Below are 25,599 nucleotides of genomic sequence, written 5' to 3' on the forward strand. Positions count from 1 at the left end.
GTAGTCATATGACGACGTATAGCTTGCTAGCGTCGACGCATGACGACTGGGGGCGGAACGTTCTACGACGTCGACACCGACGTGTTGAGGGCGATGGCGTCCAAGGCGCGGCGCATCGTCGGCGTGCTGGGTCCTTCGGAGGTGATGAAGCCCGGTGATGCCGGGCACGAGTGGGTGGTCGCGGCGGCGGCAGGTTTCAGCACCGCGTGGTCCGTCGGGCTGTCTGCTCGCGTGACCGACACCGACGATTTCGCGGACAGGTTGGGCACGACCGCACGGGTCTTCGATGAGGGCACCGATGCGGCGAAGGCCGAGGTCGACGCGCTGATCTGGGACGACTGATGGAGCTGGGGCAGTCCCAGTCCGCGACCGATCTCGTGCCGGGTGCGGTGTCCGACGTGCGCGCAGCCGCGGAAGCGTGGAAGGCGCGCAGCACAGAGGCGACCCGGGTGCGCGATGACCTCGCCACGTTGGACGACGACGGCACGTGGAAAGGCGCCGCCTATGACGCCTATCTCGAACGGTTCGAGCGCCAGCTTCTGCACTGGAAGCGTGCGAGCGAGTGGCTCCGGGCGGGGGCCTGCGCACTGTTCACGTGGGCCGACGCGTTGCAGTGGGCTCAGGACGAGGCCGACCGTGCCATCACTCTGTGGAACGAGGCAGAGCAGCAGGCTGCTGCGGCGCTGACCGCGCATCGCGCGCACGTGCGGGAGCTGCGCGTCGGGCAGGGGCTGCGGCATCCCGAGGCCGACGTGCCCTTCGTCGACCCGGCAGGTCCTGCGCACGAGCAGGCGCGTGAGGTTCTGTTCACCGCCCGGGCGACTCTCGAGGTCTATGCGCGGGACTGCGCGATCCGTGTGGACGAGGCCGCGGCTGCGGCTCGCATGCCGTTGACCGACGCGGAGGCCGCCAGGCAGACACAGCACGCGATGACCGAGGTGGTCTTCACCCTCGCCGTCGTCCAGCCGTTCCAGGCGACCATGGACATGCTCGCGATCTCGGCCCAGACGCTCTGGGAACACCCGGACATTATCCTCGAGCTCCTCGGCGGCGCTGCGACGTTCCTCGGCGGTGCCGCTCTAGCGGCCGGAGGCGGGGCCATCACCGTCACCGGCGTCGGTGCCCTGGCCGGTTCTCCCGCCCTCGTCGTCGCCGGAGTAGGAGTGGCAGGTGCAGGCGCGACGATGATGGGCGACGCCGCCGGGCGCTGGTTCAACGAATCGCAAAGCACCCGTGGCATCGACCGCGGCGACGGGCGAGACGAAGCCGGTACCTTCGCCCAAGGGCAGGAGGTCAAGCTCTGGGATGTGAAAGAGAAGGCCGAGCTGGATAAGTTCGCGAGGGAAAACGACGCGGATGTGATCCGGACCAAAATCAAGGTTGACTATGAGAACTCCCCGCAGAACGGTCGAAAGTACGACGGCCTGGTGAAGAACAACGACGGGACGAATACCTACACTGGTATCGAAGTCAAGTCGGGCAGCGCGGTCGATCGATACGGACCCAGCAACACGCAATGGCAGTTCGATCAAGCGGTGAGGAATGGCACTCCCGCCCGCGGGAAGCTCGATGGCGAGGACATCGTCGTCACCCGTGTAGAGACGAGGTTCGTACCGTGAGTATTCGAGAGACGCATGGCGAGAAGAGTCCGTCTGGCCTGTGGGGATTCGTCACAGATGGGTATCGCCCGATCTCGGATCAGCTGCGGCTCATGCTGAGCAATCTGGACGGCGTTGAGAAGCTCACGTACATCATCTGGAGGGCGACCGACCCCGGCAAGGGATTCGTCACTCCCGCTGACGTCGGCGACTCCTTCATGCAGGCCGGAGGCTCAGCCGACGCGATGACCGTCGAAGTGCGGCTCCCCGGCCCCGACGGTGAGTCGCACCTGTACACGGTCGGACGGCCGGAGCCCGCAGACGGCACGACCACCCTCATTCCCATCAGCCAAGACCGCGCGGTCCGAGTCTTCTCCAACGAGGTCTTCACCGCCGACGAAGCCGCAGTGATCTTCTACACGTACTACCTGACCGATGCCGTCTCGCAGCCGTATGTGCTTCGCGAGCTGGATCTCTCGAACGAACTCTCGGAGGAACGATGACTCTCTATGGACCCTTCGTCCAGGCCGCGAACGACGGCCGAATCGGCTGGCTGGCGGATGAGCATCTCACGATCCCGGAGCGACTCCAACGCACGCTGGAGTGGCTGGACGCTCACACGGACTACACGTACTCGATCTGGCGGGGCGCTGACCCCACAAGGGCCGACGGCTACCTCGAACCCGCGAACGGTTCCTTCATGCAGGCCGCGGGCTCGGCTGAAGCGATGACGGTGGAGGTGCGACTTCCCGGCCCCGACGGGGAGCACCATCTGTATACGGTCGGCAGGCCCGAGTCGGCACACGGCACCACCACCCTCATCCCGATGAGCGACACACGCGCGGTGCGAGTGTTCTCGAATGAGGTCTTCACGGCCGAGGAAGCAGCGGCGGTCTTCTACATGTTCTACCTCACCGAAGCCGTCTCACAGCCCTATGTCCTGCGCGAGCTCGACCTCACACAGGACCTTTCGGAACTGCGATGAGGGTCTCGGTCCGACATGACGCAGTCGCCGAGACTGTCGCGCGGCTCGCGCTCACCGTGAAGGCGTTCGAGCAGGAACTCGACACCCTCGATTCTGAGGTCGCACGGCTGAAGTCCGGGTGGGACGGGCAGGCACAACGAGCCCACGACCAGGCACAACGGGAGTGGTCCGTGTCGATCGCGAGCATGAAGGCGCTGCTGGCGGAGGCCACGCGCCGGCTGATCACCGCGAACTCCATCTCGATGGCCACCGCCTCGACGGCCGCTCGAGTCTGGTCCTGAAGCTCTACGGGATCAGGACGATCTTCCCCGAGGCGGCTCCGGACTCCATGAGCTCATGTGACTGCGCGGCTTCGGCGAGAGGGAGCTCGGGACCGAGCTCGATCGTGAAGTCACCCGCCGCGAGCAGCTCGACGGTCGCCTGGAGGGCTTCGGCTCGCCACGCGAGCTCCTGATCGGTCAGCGGCACGGGGGAGCCGCCCGAGAAAGCACGGATGCCGAACGATGCGGCGTCGGGACCGCGAACGATCGTCGCGATGCGGTCGCGGTCGGCGACCAGGGCGAGCGACGTGTCGATGGCCTCGTCGGTGCCTGCGCAGTCGAGAGCGACGGTGACGTCGCCAGGAGCCGCCTCGCGCACGCGCTCGAGCAGCCCCTCGCCGTAGGCGACCGGGATCGCACCGAGTTCACGCAGCTGATCGTGGCGGGCGGGGCTGGCGGTGGCGACCACGGTGGCGCCCCAGGCGACGGCGAACTGCACGGCCGCCTGCCCGACCGATCCGGAGCCGCCGTGCACGAGCAGCACGTCGCCCTTCGTGACGCCGAGCGAGCGAAGCGCCTGGTACGCCGTTCCCGCGGGGATGCCGATGCCCGCGCCCTCCGCAGCCGTGACCGAATCGGGGAGGGCGACGAGCTTGTCGACCGACACGGCGAGCAGGCTCGAGTAGGTGCCGACCGTGTCGCGGATCGCCACGCGGTCGCCGACGGCGAAGGCATCGACGTCGTCGCCGAGGGATTCGATCACACCGGCGCCGTCGAAGCCCACGCCGCGCGGTTCGGTGATGGGCGGCGACGGGCGCTTGGCCGAGCGGAGCTTCGCATCGATCGGGTTGACGCCTGCGGCTTCGATGCGCACCACCGCCTCGCCGCTCAGGGCGATCGGATCGGGGGTCTCGATCAGATGCAGCACGTCAGGGGAACCGAACTCTGTGTAGACGATCGCGCGAGCCATGCCTTCAGGCTACCCCCGTGCGGACAGCACCTTCATGATGCGCTGCGGGGAGACCGGCTGAGCAGTGCCGAGACGCTGCGCGAACACGCTCACGCGATACTCCTCGAGCAGCCAGCGCGTCTCGACGAGCGCGGGTGGTGCATCCGGAGCGAGCGGGATCGTGCCCCCGGCATCCTCGAACACCTTCGCCATACGCTCGAACTCGCTCATGCGGGTGCGGTCCTTGCCGGGTTCGCTCGCCAGCGTCTTCAGGCGGTCGAGCATCCCGTCGAGGTAGCGCGGGAAGTGAGCGAGCCGGTCGACGCCCGCCGACGAGACGAACCCCGGGTGCAGCAGGCCCGAGAGCTGCGTGCGAACGTCGTTGAGGGGGCCGAGCAGCGCGAGTGAGTTCTGCGACTTGATGCCGCGCTCGACATCACGCGTCTTGGTGAGGATGCGGGCGACGAGTGACACGCAGGCGAACAGCTCGTCGACGAGGGAAGCAGACACGGTGTCACGCACGCGCATGAACTCGGCCTCGGTGCGGATGATGCCGCCGGGGTGCGCCCGGTCGATCAGGTTCTGCACGACGGCTGCGCGACAGTCCTCGATGAGCGCTGCGGCCGATTGGTACGGCGACGCGGCGAGTGCGAGCTTCTCCTGGCTCGTGAGGTGCTGCTGCACGTAGGACGACGGCGAGGGCACGCCGAGCAGCACGAGGCGCAGCACGCCGGCACGGGTGGCCGCGACCGCCGCATCGGCCGTGGACTCCACACGCACCGAGACGGTCTTGCCCTGATCGACGATCGCCGGGTAGCCGCGGACGACACCGCCGGCGACGCGCGTGTCGAGCACGTCGGGCAGGTCGCCGAAGATCCAGGTGGTGAGGCCGTCCTTCTCGATCGAGGCGGCGACGGCAGCGGGCTGCGGTCCCTTCGAGGGGCCGGGGCGGCGGGGCGGCGCCGCGATCGATCGGGCCACGCTGCTGCGCGCCCGATCGGCGAGCTCGGCCTGCAGCGCGCTGAGGTCGCGGTTCGATCCCGCGACGCGCCCGCGCTCGTCGACGGCACGGAAGTTCATGCGCAGATGCGCAGGCACCCGGTCGTCCTCGAAGTCGGACGCAGAGACGAGCTGGTTCGCGAGCGGCTGGATCAGGCGGGCGAGTGCGTCCTTGAGCGTGCGGCCGGGCAGCCCTCCGTGCGATTCCGGACCTTCTCCCGTGAGTTCGGCGCCGAACTTGTCGGCCCAGTCGGCCGCGGGGACGACGTGACGGCGGATCGCCTTCGGCAGGGCGCGCAGCAGACCCGTGACGAGTTCCGCTCGGAGCCCCGGCACCTGCCAGTCGAAGCCCCGATCCTCGATCTGCGCGAGCAGGGGGAGCGGGATCACGACGCTCACACCGTCGTCTGCAGCGCCCGGTTCGAAGCGGTACGCGAGCCCGAGCACCTGATCGCCCTGGGTCCACCTGGTGGGGAACTCGTTCTGGTCGGCGCGGCTGTCGTCGTCGAGAAGGTCGGCCTCGCGCATCACGAGCAGCTTCGGAGTGGTGGCGAGCTGCTCGCGCCACCACTTCTCGAACGAGCGCACGTCGAAGACGTCGGACGGGATGCGCTCGTCGTAGAAGCGGAAGACCGCCTCGTCGCCCGCGAGGATGTCGCGGCGGCGCTCCCTCTCCTCGAGCTTCTCGAGGCGCTTGCGCAACTCGGCGTTGCTGCGCCAGAACGCGCTCACGCGCTTGTCGATGCGCATCGGGTCCCATTCGCCCTCGACCAGCGCGTGCCGGAGGAACAGCTCGCGTGAGGCCGGGCGGTCGATCCGGGCGAACTGCACACGGCGGCGTGGGATGATCTCGACGCCGAACAGTGTCACCTTCTCGTACGCGACGGCAGCCCCTGCATCCTTCGACCAGTGCGGCTCGGTGACCTGGCGCTTCGCGAGGTCGCCCGCGAGGGTCTCGGCCCAGGCCGGATCGATCGCCGCGACAGTGCGTGCGTAGGTGCGGGAGGTCTCGACGATCTCGGCGGCCATGACCGCCGGCGGGCTCTTCTTGCGCAGAGCCGAACCGGGGAAGATCGAGAAGCGGATGCCGCGGGCGCCGCGATACTCGGCCTGACGGCGCTTCGCATCCTTCGGCGGGGTCTTGCTCTGGCCGCGGCTGGGCGTGTTCCGCTCGTCGAGGATGCCGATCTGCGACAGGAGGCCTGCGAGCAGGGCGCGGTGGATCGAATCCGGATCCGCGGTGCCGGAGCCTCCGGCATCCTTCTCCCTGATGAGCGATCGCAGCTGGCGGTGCACGTCGAACCACTCGCGCACTCGGACGTAGTTGAGGTGCTCGGAGCGGCAGAGGCGTCGGAAGGCGCTCGAGCCGAGCTCGCGCTGCTGCTCCCTGAGGTGATTCCAGAGGTTGAGGATCGAGAGGAAGTCGCTCGTCGGGTCGGCGAAGCGCGCATGCATCCGGTCCGCCTCGTCGCGCACGCTCTGTGGGGCATCCTGCGACGGACGTTCGCGCACGTCCTGGATCGACATCCCCGCCACGATCGCGAGCACGTCGCGCGTGACGTTCGACGAACCCGATGCGGTACGCCCCGCCTCGATGAGCATGCGGGCGAAGCGGGGGTCGATGGGGATCCGCGAGATGTCGCGGCCGATGCGGGTGAGGCGCGGAGAGTCGCCGCTGCCGGTCACCGCGCCGAGTTCGGTGAGCAGATCGACGGCCGCCTTCACGCCGCGGGAATCGGGCGGGGTGAGGAACGGGAACGCCGTGATGTCGCCGAAGCCGAGCGACAGCATCTGCAGGATGACCGACGCGAGAGAGGTGCGCAGGATCTCGGGTTCGGTGAACTCCGCCCGCTTGTCGAAGTCCTCTTCGCTGTACAGGCGGATCGCGATGCCGTCGCTCGTGCGACCTGCGCGGCCCGAGCGCTGGTTCGCCGAGGCTTGCGAGATCGCCTCGATCGGCAGCCGCTGCACCTTCGAGCGACTGCTGTAGCGCGAGATGCGTGCGGTGCCGGTGTCGATCACGTAGCGGATTCCCGGCACCGTGAGGCTCGTCTCGGCGACGTTCGTGGCGAGCACCACGCGGCGGCGCACACCGGCGACCCGGCTCTTCTCGAACACCCGATGCTGTTCGGCGGCCGACAGGCGCCCGTAGAGCGGCAGCACTTCGGTGGGGGAGCGGTCCTTCGAATACGCGCCGCGCACGGCATCCGCCGCATCCCGGATCTCGGCTTCGCCGGGGAGGAACACCAGCACGTCGCCCGGCTCTTCCCTGTCGAGCTCGCGCAGCGCCGCGACGATCGCGGTGACCTCGTCGGACTCCTCGGTCTCCTCCGTCTGCGCGCGGTAGCGGATCTCGACAGGATAGGTGCGTCCGGACACCTCGATGACCGGTGCGGGCTCGCCCTGTGGTGTGGCGAAGTGCCTCGCGAAGCTCTCGGGGTCGATCGTCGCCGACGTGATGATGACCTTGAGGTCGGGGCGCTCCGGGAGGATGCGCACGAGATACCCGAGCAGGAAGTCGACGTTGAGCGAGCGCTCGTGTGCCTCGTCGATGATGATCGTGTCGTACCGGCGGAGCAGCCGATCGCGGTGGATCTCGTTCAGCAGGATGCCGTCGGTCATCAGCGCGACGCGTGTCTCGTCGGACACCTTGTCGGTGAAGCGCACCTTGTAGCCGACGAGGGTGCCGAGCTCGACCTGCAGCTCCTCGGCCACGCGTTCGGCAATCGTGCGGGCGGCGAGCCGGCGGGGTTGGGTGTGCGCGATGCGCTCCCGGCCGAGGTCGAGGCAGATCTTCGGCAGCTGGGTGGTCTTGCCCGACCCCGTGGCACCGGCCACGATGACGACCTGGTTGTCGCGGATGGCGTCGGCGATCTCGTCCTTGGCGGCGCTGACGGGCAGCTCGGGAGGATAGATGATCACGGGGGACGACATGGCACTCCCATCGTACGATTCATCCGTGAGCACTGTGTCGACGCCCCTTCCCGCAACGCGGTGGTTCCACGAGTTCGGGCGGGCTCCCCGCATCCTCGGTCTCGACATCGCGAGAGGGCTCGCGATCCTCGGAATGGCAGGGGCGCACATCGGCGAGACCGAGGCGTTCGACCCGCTCGACCTGTCGACCTGGACGGACCTCGTGCACGGACGCTCATCGATCCTGTTCGCGGTGCTTGCGGGCATCTCGATCGCGCTGATGACGGGGCGAAGCACCCCGCTCGCCCCCGAGCGCATGCCGACGATCCGTCTGCAGCTCGTCGGACGCGGAGCGGTGATCTTCGTGATCGGACTGGCGCTCGAGATGCTGAACACCCCGATCGCGGTGATCCTCACCCTGTACGGACTGCTCTACGTCGCCGTCATCCCGTTCCTGCGGTGGCAGCCGTGGAAGCTGCTGATCACCGCTGGCATCCTCGCGCTCGCGGCGCCGACGCTGCTGGCGCTGCTCGCCGCTCTGACCCTCAACCCCTACGGCGCCGGCATCAGCCTCGTGCTCTACGGCTCGTATCCGATCACCGCGTGGCTCGCCTTCGTGCTCGCGGGCATGGCCCTCGGGCGTCTGCACGTCGAGAAGCTCGAGACCGCCGCCATCACCTTCGGCGTGGGCGTCGGCCTCATGATCACCGGCTACGGACTCGGCCTCGTCGGAGCGGTCGCGGGGATCACCGGTTCGTCCTCGAAGGGCGGGTGGGCGTCGGGTTCGGGAGCGGCATCGGGATGGAGCACCTACCCGGATGCGCTCGCCGCTGCGGATCCGCTGGGGGCGGTGCTCCGAGCGATCTTCGGAGTCGATCCGCACTCCGGCGGCACGGCAGAGATCCTCGGCTCCGGCGGCTTCGCCCTGTGCATCGTCGCGCTGTGCGTGCTGCTCAGCCGTCCGCTGCGATGGGCACTGCTGCCTCTGGGCGCTCTCGGATCCATGCCGCTGACGGCATACAGCGTGCACGTGCTCTCGGTCGCCCTGATCGGGGGTCCTGGCGGGTTCTTCTCGAGCAATGCCTTCTGGGCGGCGACGGCGATCTGCCTGCTCCTCGCCACCACCCTGTGGTCGATCCTGTTCGGTCGCGGCCCACTCGAACGGCTGGTGGGCAGGGCCGCACAGAAGATGGCTTCGGTCCCGGGGCGGCCGCCTGTCATCACAGGGTCGTAGGGTGGGATCATGACGATTCCTGCACTCGAACTGAATGACGGCCACTCCATCCCGCAGCTCGGCTACGGGGTGTTCAAGGTTCCGGCCGACGAGACCGAGCGGGCCGTGAGCGAGGCGCTCGAGATCGGCTACCGCCACATCGACACCGCAGCCATCTACGGCAACGAAGAGGGTGTCGGCGCGGCCATCGCCGCATCCGGCATCGCCCGCGACGAGCTGTTCATCACCACCAAGCTCTGGAACGACCGTCACCACGACGACGAGCCGAACGCGGCGATCGCCGAGAGCCTCGAGAAGCTCGGCCTCGACGCGGTCGACCTGTACCTCGTACACTGGCCGACCCCCGCGAAGGACGACTACGTGCACGCCTTCGCCAAGCTCATCGAGCTGCGAGAGGCCGGTCTCACGCGCAGCATCGGCGTCTCGAACTTCCTCGTGCCGCACCTCGAGCGCGTGGTCTCCGAGACGGGCGTGACCCCCGCCGTCAACCAGATCGAGCTGCACCCGGCCTATCAGCAGCGCGACGTCGTCTCCTGGGCGACTGAGCACGGCATCCGCATCGAGTCGTGGGGTCCGCTCGGACAGGGCAAGTACGACCTGTTCGGCACTCCCGCGATCGCCGAGGCCGCGGCCGCCCACGGCGTGACCCCCGCGCAGGCAGTGCTCCGCTGGCACCTGCAGAAGGGCTTCATCGTCTTCCCGAAGTCGGTGCGTGCCGAGCGCCTGCGCGAGAACCTCGACGTGTTCGGCTTCGAGCTGACTGATGCCGAGATCGCATCGATCGACGCCCTCGACCCGCTCGACGGCTCGGGCCGCGTCGGCTCGCACCCGAACGACGTGAACTGAGACGCCCCGCTTCAGCAGATGACGCCCCGTGTCGCTCCTCGCGACACGGGGCGTCGTCGTGAGTAGCGTCAACGGCATGACAGCTCCCTATCGCGTCGTCGCCGTGTCCGGCTCTCTGCACGAGCCCAGCAAGACCACGGCGCTCGTCCGTGCGATCGCCGCGGCAGTCGCCGAGCGTGCCGAGGTCGAGATCGAGGTCATCGAGCTCACCGACATCGGTCCTTCGCTCGCGGGTGCACTGCGCCGCGATCATCTTCCGGCGAACGTCGAAGAGAAGCTCCTGGCCATCGAGGCGGCAGACCTGCTGATCGTCGGCAGCCCCGTCTATCGGGCCTCGTTCACGGGCCTGTTCAAGCATCTGTTCGACTTCGTCGGTCAGTACGAGCTCGTCGGCAAACCGGTGCTGCTCGCGGCGACCGGCGGCGGCGAGCGTCACGCGCTGATCATCGAGCACCAGCTGCGGCCGCTGTTCGCCTTCTTCCAGGCGCTGACCCTGCCGCTCGGCGTCTACGCCAGCGACACGGACTTCGACGGCTACGTGATCGCGTCTGACGTGCTGCATTCGCGCATCGCCCTGGCGGCCGAACGGGCATTGCCCCTCGTCGGCTATGCGGCGTCACGGCCGGCGGAGCAGCTCCTCGTCTCCTGATCGGCGTAGCGTGAGCCCATGACCAACAGGCTCGCCGACACGCTCAGCCCCTACCTGCGGGCACACGCCGACAACCCCGTCGACTGGTACCCATGGGGGCCCGAGGCCTTCGCCGAAGCGCAGCGCCGCGACGTGCCGCTGCTGATCTCCATCGGCTACTCGACCTGTCACTGGTGCCATGTGATGGCTCGGGAATCGTTCGCCGACCCGGCGACCGCTGCGCTGATCAACCGCGACTTCGTGGCGATCAAGGTCGATCGCGAGGAGCACCCAGACGTCGACGGCGCCTACATGGCCGCAGCGTCGGCGTTCACGCAGAACCTCGGCTGGCCGTTGACGGTCTTCACGACGCCCCGCGGACGCACCTTCTACGCCGGCACGTACTGGCCGCCTGAGGCACGGCAGCCGATGCCCGCTTTCCGCGATGTGCTCGCCGCGGTGCAGGAGGCATGGACTCTGCGCCGCGCGCAGGCCGAGGAGTCGGCCGATGCGGTGACCGAGGCGCTCGCCAGAGCGGCGTCATCGACGCCCTCCGATCTGCCGGATGCTGCGGCCCTCGCCGCGGCCGTCGGCACCATCGCCCAGCGCGAGGACACGCTGTTCGGCGGGTTCGGCGGTGCGCCGAAGTTCCCGGTGGCGACGACCCTGGGGCTGCTGCAGACACCGCTGGTGCGGCGGGAGGCTCCGGATGCCGCGGCCGCGGCCGGTCGGGCACTCGCCGCGATGTCGGCATCCGATCTGCGCGACGTCGACGGCGGCTTCTTCCGCTACGCGACGCAGCGCGACTGGACCGTGCCGCACTACGAGCGGATGCTGACCGACAACGCTCAGCTGCTGCTCGTCGCGCTGGATGCGGGGGACGAGCCGACCGCACGGGGTGTCGCGGCGTTCCTCGTGGGCACTCTGCGCCGCGAAGGCGGCGGTTTCGGCGCCGCTCAGGATTCGGAGTCGTGGATCGACGGTCAGCGCAGCGAAGGCGGGTACTACCTGCGGCCGGCGTCGGAACGGGCGGGGCTCGAGCCGCCGGCCGTCGACGGCAAGGTCATCACGGGCTGGAACGGGCTGGCCATCACCGCCCTCGCCCGGGCGGGGGCCGCGCTCGCGGAGAGTTCGTGGGTGCAGGCCGCGGTCGATGCCGCCGAGTGCGTGCTCCGGGTCAATCGGGATTCGACGGGAGCCCTCGTCCGCGCGTCCCTCGACGGTGTCCCCTCGGGTGCGGTGGCGACCACGGCCGATGTCGCGCTCCTGGCCGAGGGGCTGTTCGCTCTCGCCGCGGCGACCGGCGAAGCGGCCTGGGCCGTCGAGGCGCGTGAGCTGCTGGACACGGCGATCGAGGGGCTCGACGGCGATCCGCTGCTCGCGGCACACGGGATCGCCGCGTCGCCCGACCAGACCGACGGAGATCTGCCGTCGGATGCCGCGGCCGTCGCGATCGCGGCGCTCTCGGCATGGCGGTTCGGCGCGGGGGACCGGTATCGAGAGGCGGCCGTCGAACGGGTGCGCGCACATGCCGCTCAGGCCGTGTCGCAGCCGTTCGCGCACGGCAGCCTGCTGCGCGTGGCGGCGGGTCTCGTCGATCCGCCGAGGCAGATCGTGGTCGTCACCGAGGCGCCGGAGGGCGCACTCGCGTCTGCAGCGCGCACGGCGGACGCCGACGTGATCGTGATAGTGACGCCTGCGCAGGCGAGGAGATTCGCTGACGCCGGCTTCGAGCTGTTCGAGGGCAAGGATGGTTTCGACGGCAGCGGGAGCAGAGGCGAGCAGGCGTTCGACTGCCGCTCGTTCGTGTGTCGGCTCCCGGTGAGCGACCCCGCTGACCTTCTCCCCGCACGGTGAGTCGTCAGCGCGCGTTGCGCGGGTGCTGCCGTGCGGTGCGCTCGTTGCCGCGGCGGTAGTTCCCGGTCAGGCGGGCCATCAGCAGCTGCGGATCGCCCTGCGCCACCTCCGCGAGGAACTCACTCGCCCTCGCCCCGCGCAGCACGGCAGCGCTGACCCCGTGATGTCGGATGACCGCGTCGTCACCGCGCACCGCGAACTCGAAACCTGACGGGCTGCCCATGCTGCGATCGTAGACCGCCCGCCGCACCGCGTAGGCTGTGCAGTCTGCTCAGCGGTTCGGGGATCGCACCCCGCCGGTTGCGCGCGTTGCGCACCGGATGCTGCACCGATTGCCCACCCTTCGATTTCCGGTCTAGTGTTGCGCGACAGCAGGCGCCGCCACCAGGGGTGCCGCTGGATCACAGCAAGGATGCTCTGAGAATGCCCCTCCCCACCCGTGCCGGCCTCGACGCCGTGCCCGCCTACCGCCAGGGGCGCTCCGCGCCCGCCGGTGCCTCGAAGCTCTCGTCCAACGAGTCGCCGCACCCGCCCCTCCCGTCGGTCGTCGAAGCCGTGCAGCAGCGCCTCGCCACGATCCACCGCTATCCCGACATGAGCGCCGCGGCGCTTCGCACACGCCTGGCCGAGCGCTACGACGTCGACCCGACCATCGTCACCGTGGGCGCGGGTTCGGTCGAGCTCGCCGCCCAGCTCATCCATGCGGTCGCGGGCGACGGTGACGAGGTGATGTTCGCCTGGCGCTCATTCGAGGCCTACCCGTCGCTGGTGCGCATCGCCGGAGCGACTCCGGTCGCGGTGCCGCTGCGCAGCGACCACGCGCACGACCTCGACGCGATGCTCGCCGCGATCACTCCCCGGACGCGCCTGATCTTCGTCTGCAACCCGAACAACCCGACCGGGACGGTCGTCGGCACCGCCGAGCTCGAGGCCTTCGTCGCCGCGGTGCCGCACGATGTGCTGGTCGTGATCGACGAGGCCTACGTGCACTTCGACCGCACCGAGTCGCACGGCGCGGGCATCGAGCTGTTCCGCCGGCATCCCCACGTCGCGGTGCTGCACACCTTCTCGAAGGCCTACGGACTCGCAGGTCTGCGCATCGGCTACGCGCTCGCGCCCGTCGAGGTCGCCGAGAACCAGCGCAAGGTCGCCGTGCCGTTCGGGGTGACCGACCTCGCGCAGACGGCAGCGATCGCGTCGCTCGACGCCGAGGACGAGCTCGCCGTGCGCATCGACGAGGTCGTCGTACAGCGTGATCGACTGCACTCGCTGCTCGTCGCGGCGGGGTGGCCGGCCGTCGCATCGCAGGCGAACTTCGTGTGGGTGCCTGCCGGCGACAGCACCGACGAACTCGAGCTCCTGCTCCGCAAGGGCGGCGTGATCACGCGAGCCTTCCCCGGCGAGGGCGTGCGCATCTCCTCGGGCTCGGGAGAAGACATCGACCGCGTGCAGGCCGCGCTCCGCACCCAGACCGCTCCGCAGGAGGAACGCGCATGACCGAGGTCCCCACCACCACGACCACCACCAAAGGCCTGCACCCGGGACTGACCCGTCGCCAGATCTCGATGATGGGGCTCGGCGGTGCGATCGGTGCCGGTCTCTTCGTGGGCTCGGGGCAGGCCATCAGCATCGCCGGTCCTGCCGTGCTCATCTCGTACCTCGTCGCCGGCGGCATCGTGGTGCTGGTCATGGCGATGCTCGCCGAGATGGTCGCCGCACGCCCGAGCTCCGGGGCGTTCAGCTCTTATGCCCAGAAGGCGATGGGACGCAGCGCCGGCAGCGCGGTCGGTTGGCTCTACTGGATCCAGCTCGTCGTCGTGATCGCGGCTGAGGCGACGGGCGCCGGAGGCATCATCTCGGCCTGGGTCCCCGGCATCCCCGCGTGGGCGTGGGTGCTCGTCTTCGTGGTGGCGCTGACCGCGGTGAACCTCTTCGGGGTGCGCAACTACGGCACGTTCGAGTTCTGGTTCGCCGCGATCAAGGTCGCCGCGATCATCGTGTTCCTCGTCGTCGGCGTGTGCGCCATCGTCGGCTTCATCCCCGGGGTGGCGGCGACCGGCATCGGCAACCTCGTCGACAACGGCGGCTTCGCCCCGAACGGCATGACGGGCGTCGCGGCCGCTCTCCTGATCGTGGTCTTCGCGTTCGGCGGCACCGAGGTGGTCGCGATCGCGGCTGCCGAGTCCGACGACCCCGCGCGCAACATCCGCCGCATCGTGCGCGAGGTGCTCGTGCGCATCCTGATCTTCTACGTCGGCTCGATCTTCGTGATCGTGTCTGTGCTGCCGTGGAACGACCCGGCCGTCAAGGACGGCCCCTTCTCGGCCGTGCTCGACACGCTGCAGCTGCCGGGCGTCGGGCTCGTGATGGATCTCATCGTGGTGATCGCGCTGCTGTCGGCCATGAACGCGAACATCTACGGAGCGTCGCGCATGGCGTACTCGCTCGGCGAACGGGGCCTCGCTCCTCTCGCGGCGACGCGCACCACCCGCAACGGCGTCCCCGTGGTGGCCGTCCTCGCCTCCGTCGCATTCGGCTTCATCACGGTGGGCCTCAACTGGGCGTTCCCCGACGTGGTGCTCCCGGCGCTCCTCAACGTCGTCGGGTCGACGCTGCTGGTCATCTGGACCGCGACCGCGGTGTCGCAGATCATCCTCCGCCGCAGAGCCGACCGTGACGGTGAGCGGCTGCCGATGCGCATGTGGGGCTTCCCCTGGCTGTCGTGGCTGTGCCTGGCGCTGCTCGTCGGCGTCGTCGCGCTCACGATGATCGACGATGCCGCACGCGTGCAGCTGCTCCTGACCATCGGCCTCACCGCGGTCCTGCTGATCGTCGCCCGGCTGACGCGCGACGTCTCGCGGCCTGGCGTCGCCAGGGAACGCGGGGGAGTGGTCGAGGACTGACCGTGCGCATCGATCGCCTCGACGCCGAGCTCATCCGGATGCTCACAGAGTCGCCGCAGCTGCCGATCCTGGAGTGTGCGCGCCGGCTCGGCATCGCCCGCGGCACGGCGACCAGCCGTCTCGCCCGTCTGCACGAAGGCGGCGTGATCGAGGCGATCGTGCCGCGGGTCGACCCTGCCGGCTTCGGCTACGGGGTCGTGGCGTTCTGCCTCGTCGAGATCGACCAGAAGGTCGGTCATGACGAGGTCGCCGCAGCCCTCGCCGATGCGGTGCCCGAGATCGTCGACATGCACACCGTGACCGGGGCCAGCGACATGCAGCTGCGGCTGGCCGCGCGCGACGCGACGCAGCTGCAGGAGGTGCTCGACCGCGTCGCACTCGTGCCGGGCGTCTCGCGCACGGCGTCGTCGATCGCGATGCGCACGCATCTGTCCGGCCGCGTGCTGCCACTGGTCGAGCATGTCGCGGGCGAGGTCGACTGAGGTCGACCGGGACGTCAGATCCAGCCCGGCATCCAGTTGTGCAGGAGCCAGAAGTCGTAGGGCACGCTCATGCCGGTCCACACGGGATAGAAGAAGGCGGAGACCAGCAGCACGACGGCGAGGAAGATCATCACCGTACGCTCGCCCGACTGCCGCCGGTGCAGGGGATCCTCCCGCCGCCCGGCGATCTGACGCAGCACGACGGCGAGCCCGATCACGAGGAACGGCGCCATCGCGACCGTGTAGAACTGGAAGATCGTGCGCTCGGGGAACAGCAGCCAGGGTACGTAGGTCGCGGCCAGCCCGACCAGCGGGAACGTGAACGCCGCGCCGACAGGCCGGCGATCGATCCACCCCCGCACGAGCCGGTAGATCAGGTACACGGCCGCCGCGACTCCCGCGTACCAGATGAGCGGATTCGGGATCGTCGAGATCACGGCGATGCAGTGATCGACGCCGCAGGGCGCCGGGTCCGTGCCCACCCACACCGCGGTAGGTCGCAGCAGCAGCGGCCACTCCCAGGCGGGGCTCGCGTAGGGGTGGCCTTTGACCAGGCCGACATGGAAGTTCAGGATCGCCTCGTGGTAGTTCCACAGGGCGATCAGGGGGTTCGGGTCGCTCTGGCGTGCATAGCCGCCGGAGGTCACCAACCAGCCGGTCCAGCTGGCCAGGTACACCCCGAGCGCGGGGAACACGAGCAGCACGAAAGACACCGGGCCCTGGCGGAACGCCGCGGCGGTCGGCCACAGCACGACGCCCGCGCGGCGCCTCGCGAGAGCGTCCGTCACCACCACGTAGAGCCCGAAGGCGGCGAGGGCGTAGAGGCCCGACCACTTGACGGCGCAGGCTGCGCCGAGAGCGAGGCCCGCAGCGATCAGCCACGGGCGACGCCACAGCACCGGCCCCCACATCGGGTCGGGGGAGTCGGGGTCAGGGCGCTCGAGCAGCGGGATCGCGCGGTCGCGGTCGTACAGGATGAACAGCGCGCCGAGCAGCAGGAAGAAGGTCAGGGGGCCGTCGAGCAGTGCGGTGCGACTCATCACGATGCTGAGACCGTCGATCGCCAGCAGCGTTCCGGCGACCGTCGCCACGACGATGGATCCGGTCAGACGCCGGGCGACCAGATACACGAGCAGTACGGTGGCGGTGCCGAGCAGGGCTGTCGCGATCCGCCATCCGACGGTATTGTCGGGGCCGCCTACGGCCATTCCGAGTGCGATCAGCCATTTGCCCAGCGGCGGGTGCACGATGAACGCGCCGACGTCCGACAGCGGCAGCTGCTGCAGGGTGATGAAAGCCTCGTTGGCGTCCTTGCCCCACGTGCCCTCGTAACCCAGGGTCCACAGCGACCACGCGTCCTTGACGTAGTACGTCTCGTCGAACGCGAGCTGGTGCGGATGGCCGAGGTTCACCAGGCGCAGCACCGCGGCCAGCGAGGTGACGACGAGCGGCGCGAACCAGCGCATCATCCGACCCCAGTCGGGGTCTCGCAGGATGCGGTCGCGCAGCTGGCCGTAGCGCGTCAGCCGCTCCTCGGGAGGAGGCAGCAGAGGCACGGGCGCGGTCACCGCTCCAGCCTAGACAACCCGCCTGTGGTCGCCGCCTAAGCTGGGCGGGTGATCATCCTCGCCGCAACACCGATCGGAAACCTCGGGGATGTCTCGCGTCGCCTCGTCGAGGTGCTGGAGAACGCCGAGGTGGTCGTCGCGGAGGACACGCGCACCACCGGACGTCTGTTGCAGGCGCTGCAGATCGCCAATCGGCCGCGACTGATCGCCCTGCACGACCACAACGAGAAGCAGAAGGCCGCCGAGCTCGCCGCGCTCGCCGTCGAGACCGACGTCGTCGTCGTCAGCGATGCCGGGATGCCGGCGATCAGCGACCCCGGCTACGGACTCGTCGCCGAGGCCGTCGCGCTGGGCGTGACCGTGACGGCGATCCCCGGACCGAGCGCGGTGCTGATGGCGCTCTCGATCTCGGGGCTGCCGACCGACCGCTTCACGTTCGAGGGATTCCTGCCCCGAAAGCCCGGGGAACGGCGGTCGACCCTGCGAGCGCTCGCCGCAGAGCCCCGCACCATGATCTTCTTCGAATCGCCCGCGCGCCTCGCCTCGTCGCTCGCCGACATGGGGGCCGCTTTCGGCGGCGACCGACGCATCGCCGTCTGCCGCGAGCTCACCAAGTTCTACGAGGAGGTGCGTCGCGGCACGTCGTCGGAGCTCGTCGAGTGGGCGACCGCCGGGGTCAAGGGTGAGATCGTCGTCGTGGTCGAAGGTGCGCCCCACCGCGAGGCCTCGGCAGAAGACGCGCTGGCTCAGGTCCAGCGGCTGGTGGCATCCGGAGTACGCCTCAAGGAGGCGTGCGCCGAAGTCGCCGCGGCCACGGGCCTGTCGTCGCGCGACCTGTATCAGGCGGCGCTCGCGGCCCGCAGTCGATGACCGACGCCGCCATCGGCGCTGCCTACGACTCGAGGGCGGCGGAGTACGTCGCGCTGGCAGGGGCGATCGAGCAGATGGATGCTCGGGATGCGGCGGCCATAGCGGCCTGGCGTGACGGCACCCGGGGGCCGCTGCTGGACGCAGGATGCGGACCGGGCCACTGGACGGAGTTCCTGTCGCGCGGAGGTCGTGATGCGCGCGGCATCGACCTGTCTGCCGAGTTCATCGCGACCGCGCGGATGCGTCACTCCGGCATCGCCTTCGAGGTGGGGACATTCCGCGACCTGCCGTTCGACAGTGGATCGTTCGGCGGCATCCTCGCCTGGTACTCGCTGATCCACACACCTCCGGCCGACCTGCCTGAGATCCTCGCCGAGTTCGGTCGCGTGCTCGCCCCTGGCAGCAGCATCCTGATCGGGTTCTTCGACGGTGAACCGCGCGAGCGTTTCGCGCATGCGGTCGCCCCGGCATACTTCTGGTCTGCCGATGCCCTCTCCGACCTTCTCGTCGATGCGGGCTTCACGATCGTGTCGACCGAGACCCGCGGCCGCGAACCCGCTGAGATCAGCGCCCGCCCCCACGGCTCGCTCGTCGCCGTTCGCTGAATCCGACTCGTAGCCGAGCGCTCCGCAAGTCCGATTGCGCTTCACAAGTCCGGATCCGCGGCTTTCGGCCTTCGCAGGCGCACATGGCCTTGCGAAGCGCGCAGGCGGTGACTCGCTCGGCGGGTAGCCTGGTGCACACGCAACCGGAGGAGGACCGAGCGTGAGCAAGAAGGCGACCGTCTACGACGTCGCGGAGCGCGCCGGGGTCTCGATCGCCACGGTCTCACGTGTGCTGCGTCAGCCGGATGCCGTGCGCCCGGCCACCCGTGAGCGCGTGCTCGACACGGTCTCCGAGCTCGGCTACGTGCCCAGCGGCAGCGCGCGCGGGTTGGCCGAACGCCGCACCGGCGTGCTGGGGCTGTACTTCCCGGGTTTCGACGCATCGGAGGACGCGCCGGTGCTCGATGTGCTCGCCGACGAGCAGGCCGACGCGCCGCCGTTCACGGTCGAGCAGGCGTCGGCGGATGCCGACGCGCCGCATCCGACCATGCTGTTCCTCGACGAGGTGCTGCGCGGCGCCGAGCTCGAGGCGTGGAAGCAGGGCTTCGTGCTCATGATCGGCGTCGGCCGTGACGATCCGACCCGGGAGACCGTGCGCGACATCGCGGGCCGGGTCGACGGGCTGATGGTGCTGGCGCAGAGCGTGCCGGACGACGTGCTCGCTCGACTCGCCCAGCGGATTCCGGTGGTCGTGCTCTCTGGCCCCGCGCGGGGCGACAGGTACGACCATGTGACGGTCAGCAACGCCGAGGCCATGACCGAGCTCACCCGCCTCGTGCTCGCACAGGCCGACCCCGGGAGGATCGCCTTCCTCGGCGGGCCGGAGGACTCGCCCGACGGCGCGCAGCGGTGGGACGGCTTCGCCACCGCCGTCGCCGAGGCGGGGCTCGCTATCGACGATGTGACGGTGCTTCGCGGCGACTTCACCCGCGCCTCGGGGCATGCCGCCGCCGAGCAGCTCATCGCCCACGGAGCGCCGTCCGTGCTGGTCGCGGCCAACGACCAGATGGCTCTCGGGGCGATCGAGGCGTTCAGTTCGGCCGGCATCCGCGTGCCTGACGACGTGAGGGTCACCGGTTTCGACGGGCTCGAGGCGGCCGCGCTCGCGCGCCCCACGCTCACGACCGTTCGCCAGCCGATGATCGACCTCGGTCGCGCCGCCGTGCAGTTGCTCGCACGGCGGCTCGAGCAGCCGGATGCCGATCCGATGACCGTGCGTCTGCCCCTGCAGATCCTCGTCCGTGAGAGCTCGCAGCGCCCCTGACTCCGCAGGGGAGGCAGAGCCTGGCGGCGGCGACGGCCGCGGTGCGATCGGTCGACCTCAGGATGCTGGCGGGCATGACGGATGCCGAGCAGCGAGCGGCGTTCGGGGCGCTCCGGAGCATGGCGCGCTCATTGAGGGGCAGTCCCGAATAGTCCGAGTTTGGCACCGCTCCCATCCCTGTCGCTGAGGGGGATGGCGCTGCCCGACAGCATTGTCAAGGGGTTGCAGTCGCAAAATGTATGCGCTTACAATCGCTCATGCGGCTTCGGCCGTGGGGCGCCCCGACCCCCGGGACCCCCTTCATGACACAGACGACATGAGGTGGCAGTGTGGCGAAGACGCACATGCTCCGGCGCTGGCGGAGAGCCGCGATCGTGGGACTGGCGGCAGCAGCCGTCGTGCTCAGCGGTTGCAGCATCCAGATCAGTTCGCAGCCCGATCCATCGATCGGCGACGACACGATGCTCATCAACGCGGACAAGGGGAACCCGTTCTTCACGCGGAACTTCAACCCGTATCTGACCAACACGCGCACTGCGTCGCGGTGGATCTACGAGCCGCTGATCCTGGTGAACCCGCTCGACGGAACCCAGAACCCGTGGCTGGCGAGCGAATGGTCGCAGCCCGACGCCCGCACGATCGTGATGACGATCCGCGATGACGTCGAGTGGAGCGACGGTGAGAAGCTGACGCCCGATGACGTGGCGTTCACGTTCCAGCTGCTCAAGGACAACCCCTCGCTCGACATCAAGGGCGCCTGGCAGCACCTCGAGACCGTCGAGGTCGACGGCGATGACGTCATCATGCACCTGCAGACCGATGACGCGCCGTCGCTGCCGATCCTCGGTCAGACCATGATCGTGCCGGAGCACCTCTGGTCGGATGTGAAGGATCCTGGCACCTATCGCAACGAGAACCCGGTCGGCACCGGGCCGTTCGTGCTCGGTAACTACAACGACCAGCAGTACTCGGTGGACAAGAACCCCGACTACTGGCAGGCCGACAAGATCGAGATCGAGCACATCATCCTGCCGTCCACGAACTCCCAGCTCGACACCGTCACACGCGGCTACGACTGGGCCTACTCGTTCATCTCCGATGTCGAGGGCACGTGGGGCGCTGCAAGCGACGACAACGCCTGGTGGTTCCCGCCTGGTGGCGTGATCGCGCTGATGCCGAACCTCGAGGTCGCGCCGTTCGACGACGTGAACGTGCGCCGAGGAATCGCCCTCTCGCTCGATCGCGAGGAGATCGCCGAGACCGCATCCGAGGGGTACATGGAGCCCGCAGGGCAGACCGGGCTCGTCCTTCCCAACCAGGAGGAGTTCCTCGACCCGAGCATCCCCGATGGGGGCATGATCACCCAGGACACGGATGCCGCACTCGCCGCATTCGCCGAGGCGGGATACACGCTCGACGGCGATCGGCTCGTGGGGGCCGATGGAAAGCAGCTCGAGTTCGCGTTGACCACAGCCAACGGCTTCTCCGACTGGACCCGCGCGGCGCAGACCGTGCAGAGCCAGCTGGCGAAGGTCGGCGTCAAGGTGACGCTCAAGCTCCCTCAGCCGGCCGGCTACCAGAGCGCCATCAGCAACGGCGACTTCGAGATGGCCATCGGCGGCATGGGCAACGGCGACGTCTACCAGGCATACAACAACCTGCTCTCGAGCGAGTTCTACGTGCCGTCCGGGTCCGGCGAACCCACCGCGAACAACTTCGAGCGGTACCGCTCGGACGAAGCCGACGCGCTGCTCAAGGAATACCGCGAGACCGTCGACCCCGCGCGCCAGACCGAGATCGTGAAGGAGCTGCAGGCCATCGTCTACGAGGAGATGCCGGTCATCGGCCTCTACTACGGCGGCATCTGGGGCCTGTTCAACGATTCCAAGTTCACCGGATGGCCCTCAGAGGACGACCCGTACATGATCCCGCAGAACTACGACTCGGCGCCGCTGGGCATCTTCACCCGGCTCGAGCGCGTGAAGGAGGATGACCGATGAAGTACGTCCTCCAGAAGATCGGCCTGTTCGTGCTCACGCTGTGGGCCGCCATCACGCTGAACTTCTTCCTTCCGCGCCTCATGCCCGGCTCGCCGGCCGACGCCGCGATCGCCAAGCTCTCGCAGAACGGTCCGGTCTCGGATGCGACGAGGGCAGCGATCGAGGCCCAGCTCGGCGTGCCGACCGGCTCGATCTGGGACCAGTACGTCGCCTACCTCGGTCAGGTCGCCCGACTCGACTTCGGTGTCTCGTACACGTTCTACCCTCAGACGGTGTCGAGCATGGTCTCGACCGCGCTGCCGTACACGATCGGCCTCGTCGGCATCGTCACGATCCTCGCGTTCGTGATCGGCACCCTGATCGGGACCGCCGCCGCCTGGCGCCGCGGCACCTGGCTGGACTCGCTGCCGACGCTGACCGGATCATTCCTCAGCACCTTCCCGTACTTCTGGACGGCGCTGCTGCTGCTGTTCTTCTTCGGGTACGTGCTGCACTGGTTCCCGACGACCGGCGCCTACTCGGCGACCACCACGCCGGGCTTCACCTGGGACTTCTTCATCGACCTCGTGCAGCATGCGATCCTCCCGGCGGTGACGATCCTGTTGACGTCGCTCGGTGGATGGATCATCGGCATGCGCAACGCGATGATCAACACGCTGGGTGATGACTACGTGACCTTCGCCGAGGCGAACGGGCTGCACGGTCGCACGATCGCCCTCCGCTACGCCGCACGAAACGCGATCCTGCCGAACCTCACCGGCTTCGGGCTCACGCTCGGCGGCGTGGTCGGCGGATCGATCCTCGTGGAGCAGGTCTTCGGCTATCCGGGTATCGGATATCTGCTCTTCAACGCCGTGATCGGGCAGGACTACCCGCTCATGCAGGCGCTCTTCCTGATGATCACCGTGAGCGTGCTCATCGCCAACTTCCTCGTCGACATCCTGTACGGCGTGCTGGATCCAAGGACCCGCCGATGACCTCCACCATGAATGTCAAGGTTCCCTCCGACCGGATCGCGGCTCCCAGCCCGTGGCGCTCGTTCGCCCGGATGGTGGGCACCCTCTGGTCCAACGGCAAGGCTCGCCTCGGCCTCATCATCCTCGGGCTGTTCGTGCTCGTCGCCGTGTTCGCACCGCTGCTCGCGCCCTACGGCCCGAAGGACAACACGTTCGAGCGCAACGCCGATGCATCGACCGCACACTGGCTCGGCACGACGGCCGCGGGCGAAGACGTCCTGAGTCAGCTGATCTACGGCTCGCAGATCAGCCTGCTTGTCGGCATGGCCGCCGGCATCCTCTCGACGATCGTCGCGGTGCTGATCGGCCTCAGCTGGGGCTACATGCGCGGTTTCGCGGGCGAGGTGGTCGGCTTCATCGTCAACCTCTTCCTCGTGATCCCCGGGCTCCCGCTCATGATCGTGATCGCCGCCTACCTGCAGAACGGCGGCATCCTGATGATCATCGCGGTCATCGTCGTCACCGGCTGGGCGTGGGGTGCGCGTGTGCTGCGCAGCCAGACCCAGTCGCTCCGGGGCAACGACTTCGTCACGTCGGCGCAGTTCTCGGGCGACAGCCGGGCGCGCATCGTGTTCCGCGAGATCCTGCCGAACATGACCTCGATCATCGCGGGCACGCTCTTCGGGGCGGCGACCGCGGCGATCCTCGCCGAGGCGGGCCTCGAGTTCCTCGGGCTCGGCGACTCGAGCATCGTCAGCTGGGGCACCATGCTCTACTGGGCGCAGAACTCGAACTCGCTGCTCACCGGGCAGTGGCTGCTGCTGTTCGCTCCCGGACTCTGCATCGCCCTGCTCGCTCTGAGCCTGACACTGATCAACTTCGGCGTGGACGGCATCTCCAATCCGCGCCTGCGAGAGGGGAAGGGCCGATGAGCGCCATGGAAGCGAACACCCCCACGGATGACGTGCTGCTGGACGTCCAGGGTCTGTCCGTCGAGTACGCCTCGCCCGGCACGAAGCCGGTCACCGCAGTCGAGAACGTGTCGTTCACGCTGCGCCGCGGCGAGTTCGTCGGTCTCGTCGGCGAGTCGGGTTCAGGCAAGTCGACTCTCGGCTTCGCGCTGACACGGCTGCAGAAACCGCCGGCGCGGATCAGTGAGGGGCGGATCCTCTTCGACGGCCGCGACATCCGTGAGCTGAACGCCGAGGAGCTACGTCGTCAGCGCCAGGGCGGGTTCGCGATGGTGCTGCAGTCCGGCATGAACGCACTGAACCCGGTCCGAACGATCGGCAACCACTTCCGAGACATCTTCGCGGCTCACGGGCACGTCTCCAAGGAGAGCCGGGATGCCAGGGCGCGCGAGCTGGTCGGCAAGGTCGGTCTCGACCCCGTGGTGCTCTCGCGCTACCCGGGTGAGCTCTCCGGCGGCATGCGCCAGCGCGCCTCGATCGCGCTCGCTCTGTCGCTCGAGCCGCAGTTGATGGTGTTCGACGAGCCGACGACGGCTCTCGACGTGCTCGTGCAGCACGCCGTGATGGACACGATCAAGGACCTGCAGCGCTCCGAGCACTTCACCGCGATCCTCATCAGCCACGATCTGGGCATCGTGCTCGAGGCGACCGATCGCGTGATGGTGATGCACGAGGGACGGATCGTCGAAGACGCGCCGAGCCTCGACATCCTGCGCCGTCCGCAGGACGAGTACACGCGGATGCTGCTCAGCCACTACGCCGACCCCAGGGCCGAGTCGATCTCCATCCCCGGGTTCGTGGACCTCGGCACTCGGCGCCGCGAGGGGCACTCGCGCACCGACCTCACCGAGACCCTCCCCACGGTGTCGCAGCGCGACACCCGACGGGCCGATGCCGCGATCGTGGTCGAGGGCGTGTCGAAGCGCTACCCGGCGCCGCGTCGCGGGGAGAGGCCGGTCGTCGCCGTCGACGACGTGTCGTTCCGGCTGGAACCCGGCGAGGCGCTGGCTCTCGTCGGCGCCTCAGGATCGGGCAAGTCGACGATCGCGAAGCTCATCACCGGAGTCGAGAAGCCGACCGAGGGCACCGTGCGCTTCGGAGACGTCGACGTCGCGACGCTGCGGCGCACGGGTCTGCGCGACCTGCGCAAGGACGTGCAGATGGTGTTCCAGGACCCGTACGCGGCGCTGAACCCGCTGCACACGGTGGAGTACGCGCTGAGTCGACCGATCCGCAACTACACGCCCCTGCGCGGTGAGGAGGCCAGGGCCCGCGTGCTCGAGCTCCTCGAGACCGTGGGGCTGACACCTGTCGAGCAGTTCGCGGCCAAGCTGCCGCATCAGCTGTCGGGTGGCCAGCGCCAGCGCGTCGTCATCGCCCGGGCGCTCGCGAGCGACCCGCAGGTTTTGATCGCCGACGAGCCCGTGTCGATGCTCGACGTGTCGCTGCGTGCCGGGGTGCTCGCGCTGCTCGAGGACCTGCGTGAGAGATGGGGCATCAGCATGCTCTACATCACGCACGATCTGCTCAGCGCGCGCCTCGTCACCGAGAACATCCTCGTGCTCAACAGCGGCCGCGTCGTCGAACGCGGCGAAACCTCGCAGGTGCTTCAGCATCCGGAGGACGAATACACCGTGCAGCTGCTCGACGCCGTGCCGAATCCGGCACGCGCCGAACGCTGACCGAAGACCATCGCAAGACGAAAGGAGCA

Annotated in this window: 23 protein-coding genes; 19 read left to right on the plus strand and 4 right to left on the minus strand. The window is 68.8% G+C overall.

Annotated elements, in window-relative coordinates:
- Nucleotides 1-39 precede the first annotated feature (39 nt).
- The 5 genes from ACQ4LY_RS11280 to ACQ4LY_RS11300 are packed head-to-tail and all read left to right on the plus strand — an operon-like array spanning nt 40 to nt 2,864.
- Nucleotides 40-342: a hypothetical protein gene (locus tag ACQ4LY_RS11280; RefSeq protein ID WP_431071488.1), complete on the plus strand. Its 303-nt coding sequence runs from the start codon at nt 40-42 to the stop codon at nt 340-342.
- The gene (locus tag ACQ4LY_RS11285; RefSeq protein ID WP_431071490.1) at nt 342-1,619 is read left to right on the plus strand and encodes a putative T7SS-secreted protein; all 1,278 of its coding nucleotides are present in this window, start codon (nt 342-344) and stop codon (nt 1,617-1,619) included. Before ACQ4LY_RS11280 ends, ACQ4LY_RS11285 begins: the two co-directional genes overlap by 1 nt.
- On the plus strand, nt 1,616-2,101 hold the full coding sequence (locus tag ACQ4LY_RS11290; RefSeq protein ID WP_431071492.1) for a hypothetical protein: 486 nt from the start codon (nt 1,616-1,618) through the stop codon (nt 2,099-2,101). Before ACQ4LY_RS11285 ends, ACQ4LY_RS11290 begins: the two co-directional genes overlap by 4 nt.
- Nucleotides 2,098-2,583: a hypothetical protein gene (locus tag ACQ4LY_RS11295; protein ID WP_431071494.1), complete on the plus strand. Its 486-nt coding sequence runs from the start codon at nt 2,098-2,100 to the stop codon at nt 2,581-2,583. The genes ACQ4LY_RS11290 and ACQ4LY_RS11295 overlap by 4 nt, the downstream gene beginning before the upstream one ends.
- Complete coding sequence (locus tag ACQ4LY_RS11300) at nt 2,580-2,864, plus strand: WXG100 family type VII secretion target (RefSeq protein ID WP_431071496.1); 285 nt, start codon at nt 2,580-2,582, stop codon at nt 2,862-2,864. Before ACQ4LY_RS11295 ends, ACQ4LY_RS11300 begins: the two co-directional genes overlap by 4 nt.
- Before the next feature lie 4 nt (nt 2,865-2,868).
- On the opposite strand, the gene ACQ4LY_RS11305 is transcribed toward ACQ4LY_RS11300, so the two are convergent.
- Both ACQ4LY_RS11305 and hrpA read right to left on the minus strand, forming a co-directional pair.
- Complete coding sequence (locus tag ACQ4LY_RS11305; RefSeq protein WP_431071498.1) at nt 2,869-3,813, minus strand: quinone oxidoreductase family protein; 945 nt, start codon at nt 3,811-3,813, stop codon at nt 2,869-2,871.
- Between the two features lie 9 nt (nt 3,814-3,822).
- Nucleotides 3,823-7,725 carry an ATP-dependent RNA helicase HrpA gene (gene hrpA / locus ACQ4LY_RS11310; RefSeq protein ID WP_431071501.1) on the minus strand — a complete coding sequence of 1,301 codons (3,903 nt, stop codon included), beginning with the start codon at nt 7,723-7,725 and terminating at the stop codon, nt 3,823-3,825.
- Nucleotides 7,726-7,750: 25 nt separating this feature from the next.
- Here hrpA and ACQ4LY_RS11315 point away from each other — a divergent pair, with 25 nt between their 5' ends.
- The 4 genes from ACQ4LY_RS11315 to ACQ4LY_RS11330 all read left to right on the plus strand — a co-directional run bounded on the left by ACQ4LY_RS11315 (nt 7,751) and on the right by ACQ4LY_RS11330 (nt 12,269).
- Entirely contained in the window at nt 7,751-8,938 is a 1,188-nt protein-coding gene (locus tag ACQ4LY_RS11315) for a heparan-alpha-glucosaminide N-acetyltransferase domain-containing protein (RefSeq protein ID WP_431071503.1), read from the plus strand.
- A 9-nt stretch (nt 8,939-8,947) separates the two neighbouring features.
- Nucleotides 8,948-9,784 (plus strand): aldo/keto reductase, encoded by an 837-nt coding sequence (locus tag ACQ4LY_RS11320; RefSeq protein ID WP_431071505.1) that lies wholly within the window; start codon nt 8,948-8,950, stop codon nt 9,782-9,784.
- 76 nt (nt 9,785-9,860) lie between these two features.
- Nucleotides 9,861-10,433 (plus strand): FMN reductase, encoded by a 573-nt coding sequence (gene msuE / locus ACQ4LY_RS11325; RefSeq protein ID WP_056313590.1) that lies wholly within the window; start codon nt 9,861-9,863, stop codon nt 10,431-10,433.
- Nucleotides 10,434-10,451: 18 nt separating this feature from the next.
- On the plus strand, nt 10,452-12,269 hold the full coding sequence (locus ACQ4LY_RS11330; RefSeq protein WP_431071507.1) for a thioredoxin domain-containing protein: 1,818 nt from the start codon (nt 10,452-10,454) through the stop codon (nt 12,267-12,269).
- A 4-nt stretch (nt 12,270-12,273) separates the two neighbouring features.
- On the opposite strand, the gene ACQ4LY_RS11335 is transcribed toward ACQ4LY_RS11330, so the two are convergent.
- A complete protein-coding gene (locus tag ACQ4LY_RS11335) occupies nt 12,274-12,492 on the minus strand; it encodes a hypothetical protein (protein ID WP_431071509.1) in 219 nt (72 codons plus the stop codon).
- Between the two features lie 200 nt (nt 12,493-12,692).
- Here ACQ4LY_RS11335 and hisC point away from each other — a divergent pair, with 200 nt between their 5' ends.
- The 3 genes from hisC to ACQ4LY_RS11350 are packed head-to-tail and all read left to right on the plus strand — an operon-like array spanning nt 12,693 to nt 15,654.
- The gene (gene hisC / locus ACQ4LY_RS11340) at nt 12,693-13,766 is read left to right on the plus strand and encodes a histidinol-phosphate transaminase (protein WP_431071511.1); all 1,074 of its coding nucleotides are present in this window, start codon (nt 12,693-12,695) and stop codon (nt 13,764-13,766) included.
- A complete protein-coding gene (locus tag ACQ4LY_RS11345) occupies nt 13,763-15,172 on the plus strand; it encodes an amino acid permease (RefSeq protein WP_431071513.1) in 1,410 nt (469 codons plus the stop codon). Before hisC ends, ACQ4LY_RS11345 begins: the two co-directional genes overlap by 4 nt.
- Before the next feature lie 2 nt (nt 15,173-15,174).
- Nucleotides 15,175-15,654: an Lrp/AsnC family transcriptional regulator gene (locus tag ACQ4LY_RS11350; protein ID WP_431071516.1), complete on the plus strand. Its 480-nt coding sequence runs from the start codon at nt 15,175-15,177 to the stop codon at nt 15,652-15,654.
- Nucleotides 15,655-15,668: 14 nt separating this feature from the next.
- On the opposite strand, the gene ACQ4LY_RS11355 is transcribed toward ACQ4LY_RS11350, so the two are convergent.
- Entirely contained in the window at nt 15,669-17,222 is a 1,554-nt protein-coding gene (locus ACQ4LY_RS11355; protein WP_431071519.1) for a dolichyl-phosphate-mannose--protein mannosyltransferase, read from the minus strand.
- 48 nt (nt 17,223-17,270) lie between these two features.
- Here ACQ4LY_RS11355 and rsmI point away from each other — a divergent pair, with 48 nt between their 5' ends.
- From rsmI to ACQ4LY_RS11390, 7 genes are all read left to right on the plus strand, one after another.
- A complete protein-coding gene (gene rsmI / locus ACQ4LY_RS11360; RefSeq protein ID WP_431071522.1) occupies nt 17,271-18,092 on the plus strand; it encodes a 16S rRNA (cytidine(1402)-2'-O)-methyltransferase in 822 nt (273 codons plus the stop codon).
- Nucleotides 18,089-18,697: a class I SAM-dependent methyltransferase gene (locus tag ACQ4LY_RS11365; protein ID WP_431071525.1), complete on the plus strand. Its 609-nt coding sequence runs from the start codon at nt 18,089-18,091 to the stop codon at nt 18,695-18,697. The genes rsmI and ACQ4LY_RS11365 overlap by 4 nt, the downstream gene beginning before the upstream one ends.
- Nucleotides 18,698-18,857: 160 nt before the next feature.
- Nucleotides 18,858-19,961, plus strand: a complete 1,104-nt coding sequence (locus ACQ4LY_RS11370; protein ID WP_431071528.1) for a LacI family DNA-binding transcriptional regulator — start codon at nt 18,858-18,860, stop codon at nt 19,959-19,961.
- 329 nt (nt 19,962-20,290) lie between these two features.
- Nucleotides 20,291-21,961 (plus strand): ABC transporter substrate-binding protein, encoded by a 1,671-nt coding sequence (locus ACQ4LY_RS11375; RefSeq protein ID WP_431071531.1) that lies wholly within the window; start codon nt 20,291-20,293, stop codon nt 21,959-21,961.
- Nucleotides 21,958-22,938, plus strand: coding sequence for an ABC transporter permease (locus tag ACQ4LY_RS11380; protein ID WP_431071535.1), 981 nt, complete (start codon nt 21,958-21,960; stop codon nt 22,936-22,938). Before ACQ4LY_RS11375 ends, ACQ4LY_RS11380 begins: the two co-directional genes overlap by 4 nt.
- Complete coding sequence (locus tag ACQ4LY_RS11385; protein ID WP_431071537.1) at nt 22,935-23,849, plus strand: ABC transporter permease; 915 nt, start codon at nt 22,935-22,937, stop codon at nt 23,847-23,849. The genes ACQ4LY_RS11380 and ACQ4LY_RS11385 overlap by 4 nt, the downstream gene beginning before the upstream one ends.
- A complete protein-coding gene (locus tag ACQ4LY_RS11390) occupies nt 23,846-25,570 on the plus strand; it encodes an ABC transporter ATP-binding protein (protein ID WP_431071539.1) in 1,725 nt (574 codons plus the stop codon). Before ACQ4LY_RS11385 ends, ACQ4LY_RS11390 begins: the two co-directional genes overlap by 4 nt.
- Nucleotides 25,571-25,599 lie beyond the last annotated feature (29 nt).

This window comes from Microbacterium phyllosphaerae (assembly GCF_050628115.1).
Taxonomy (GTDB): Bacteria; Actinomycetota; Actinomycetes; order Actinomycetales; family Microbacteriaceae; genus Microbacterium; species Microbacterium phyllosphaerae_A.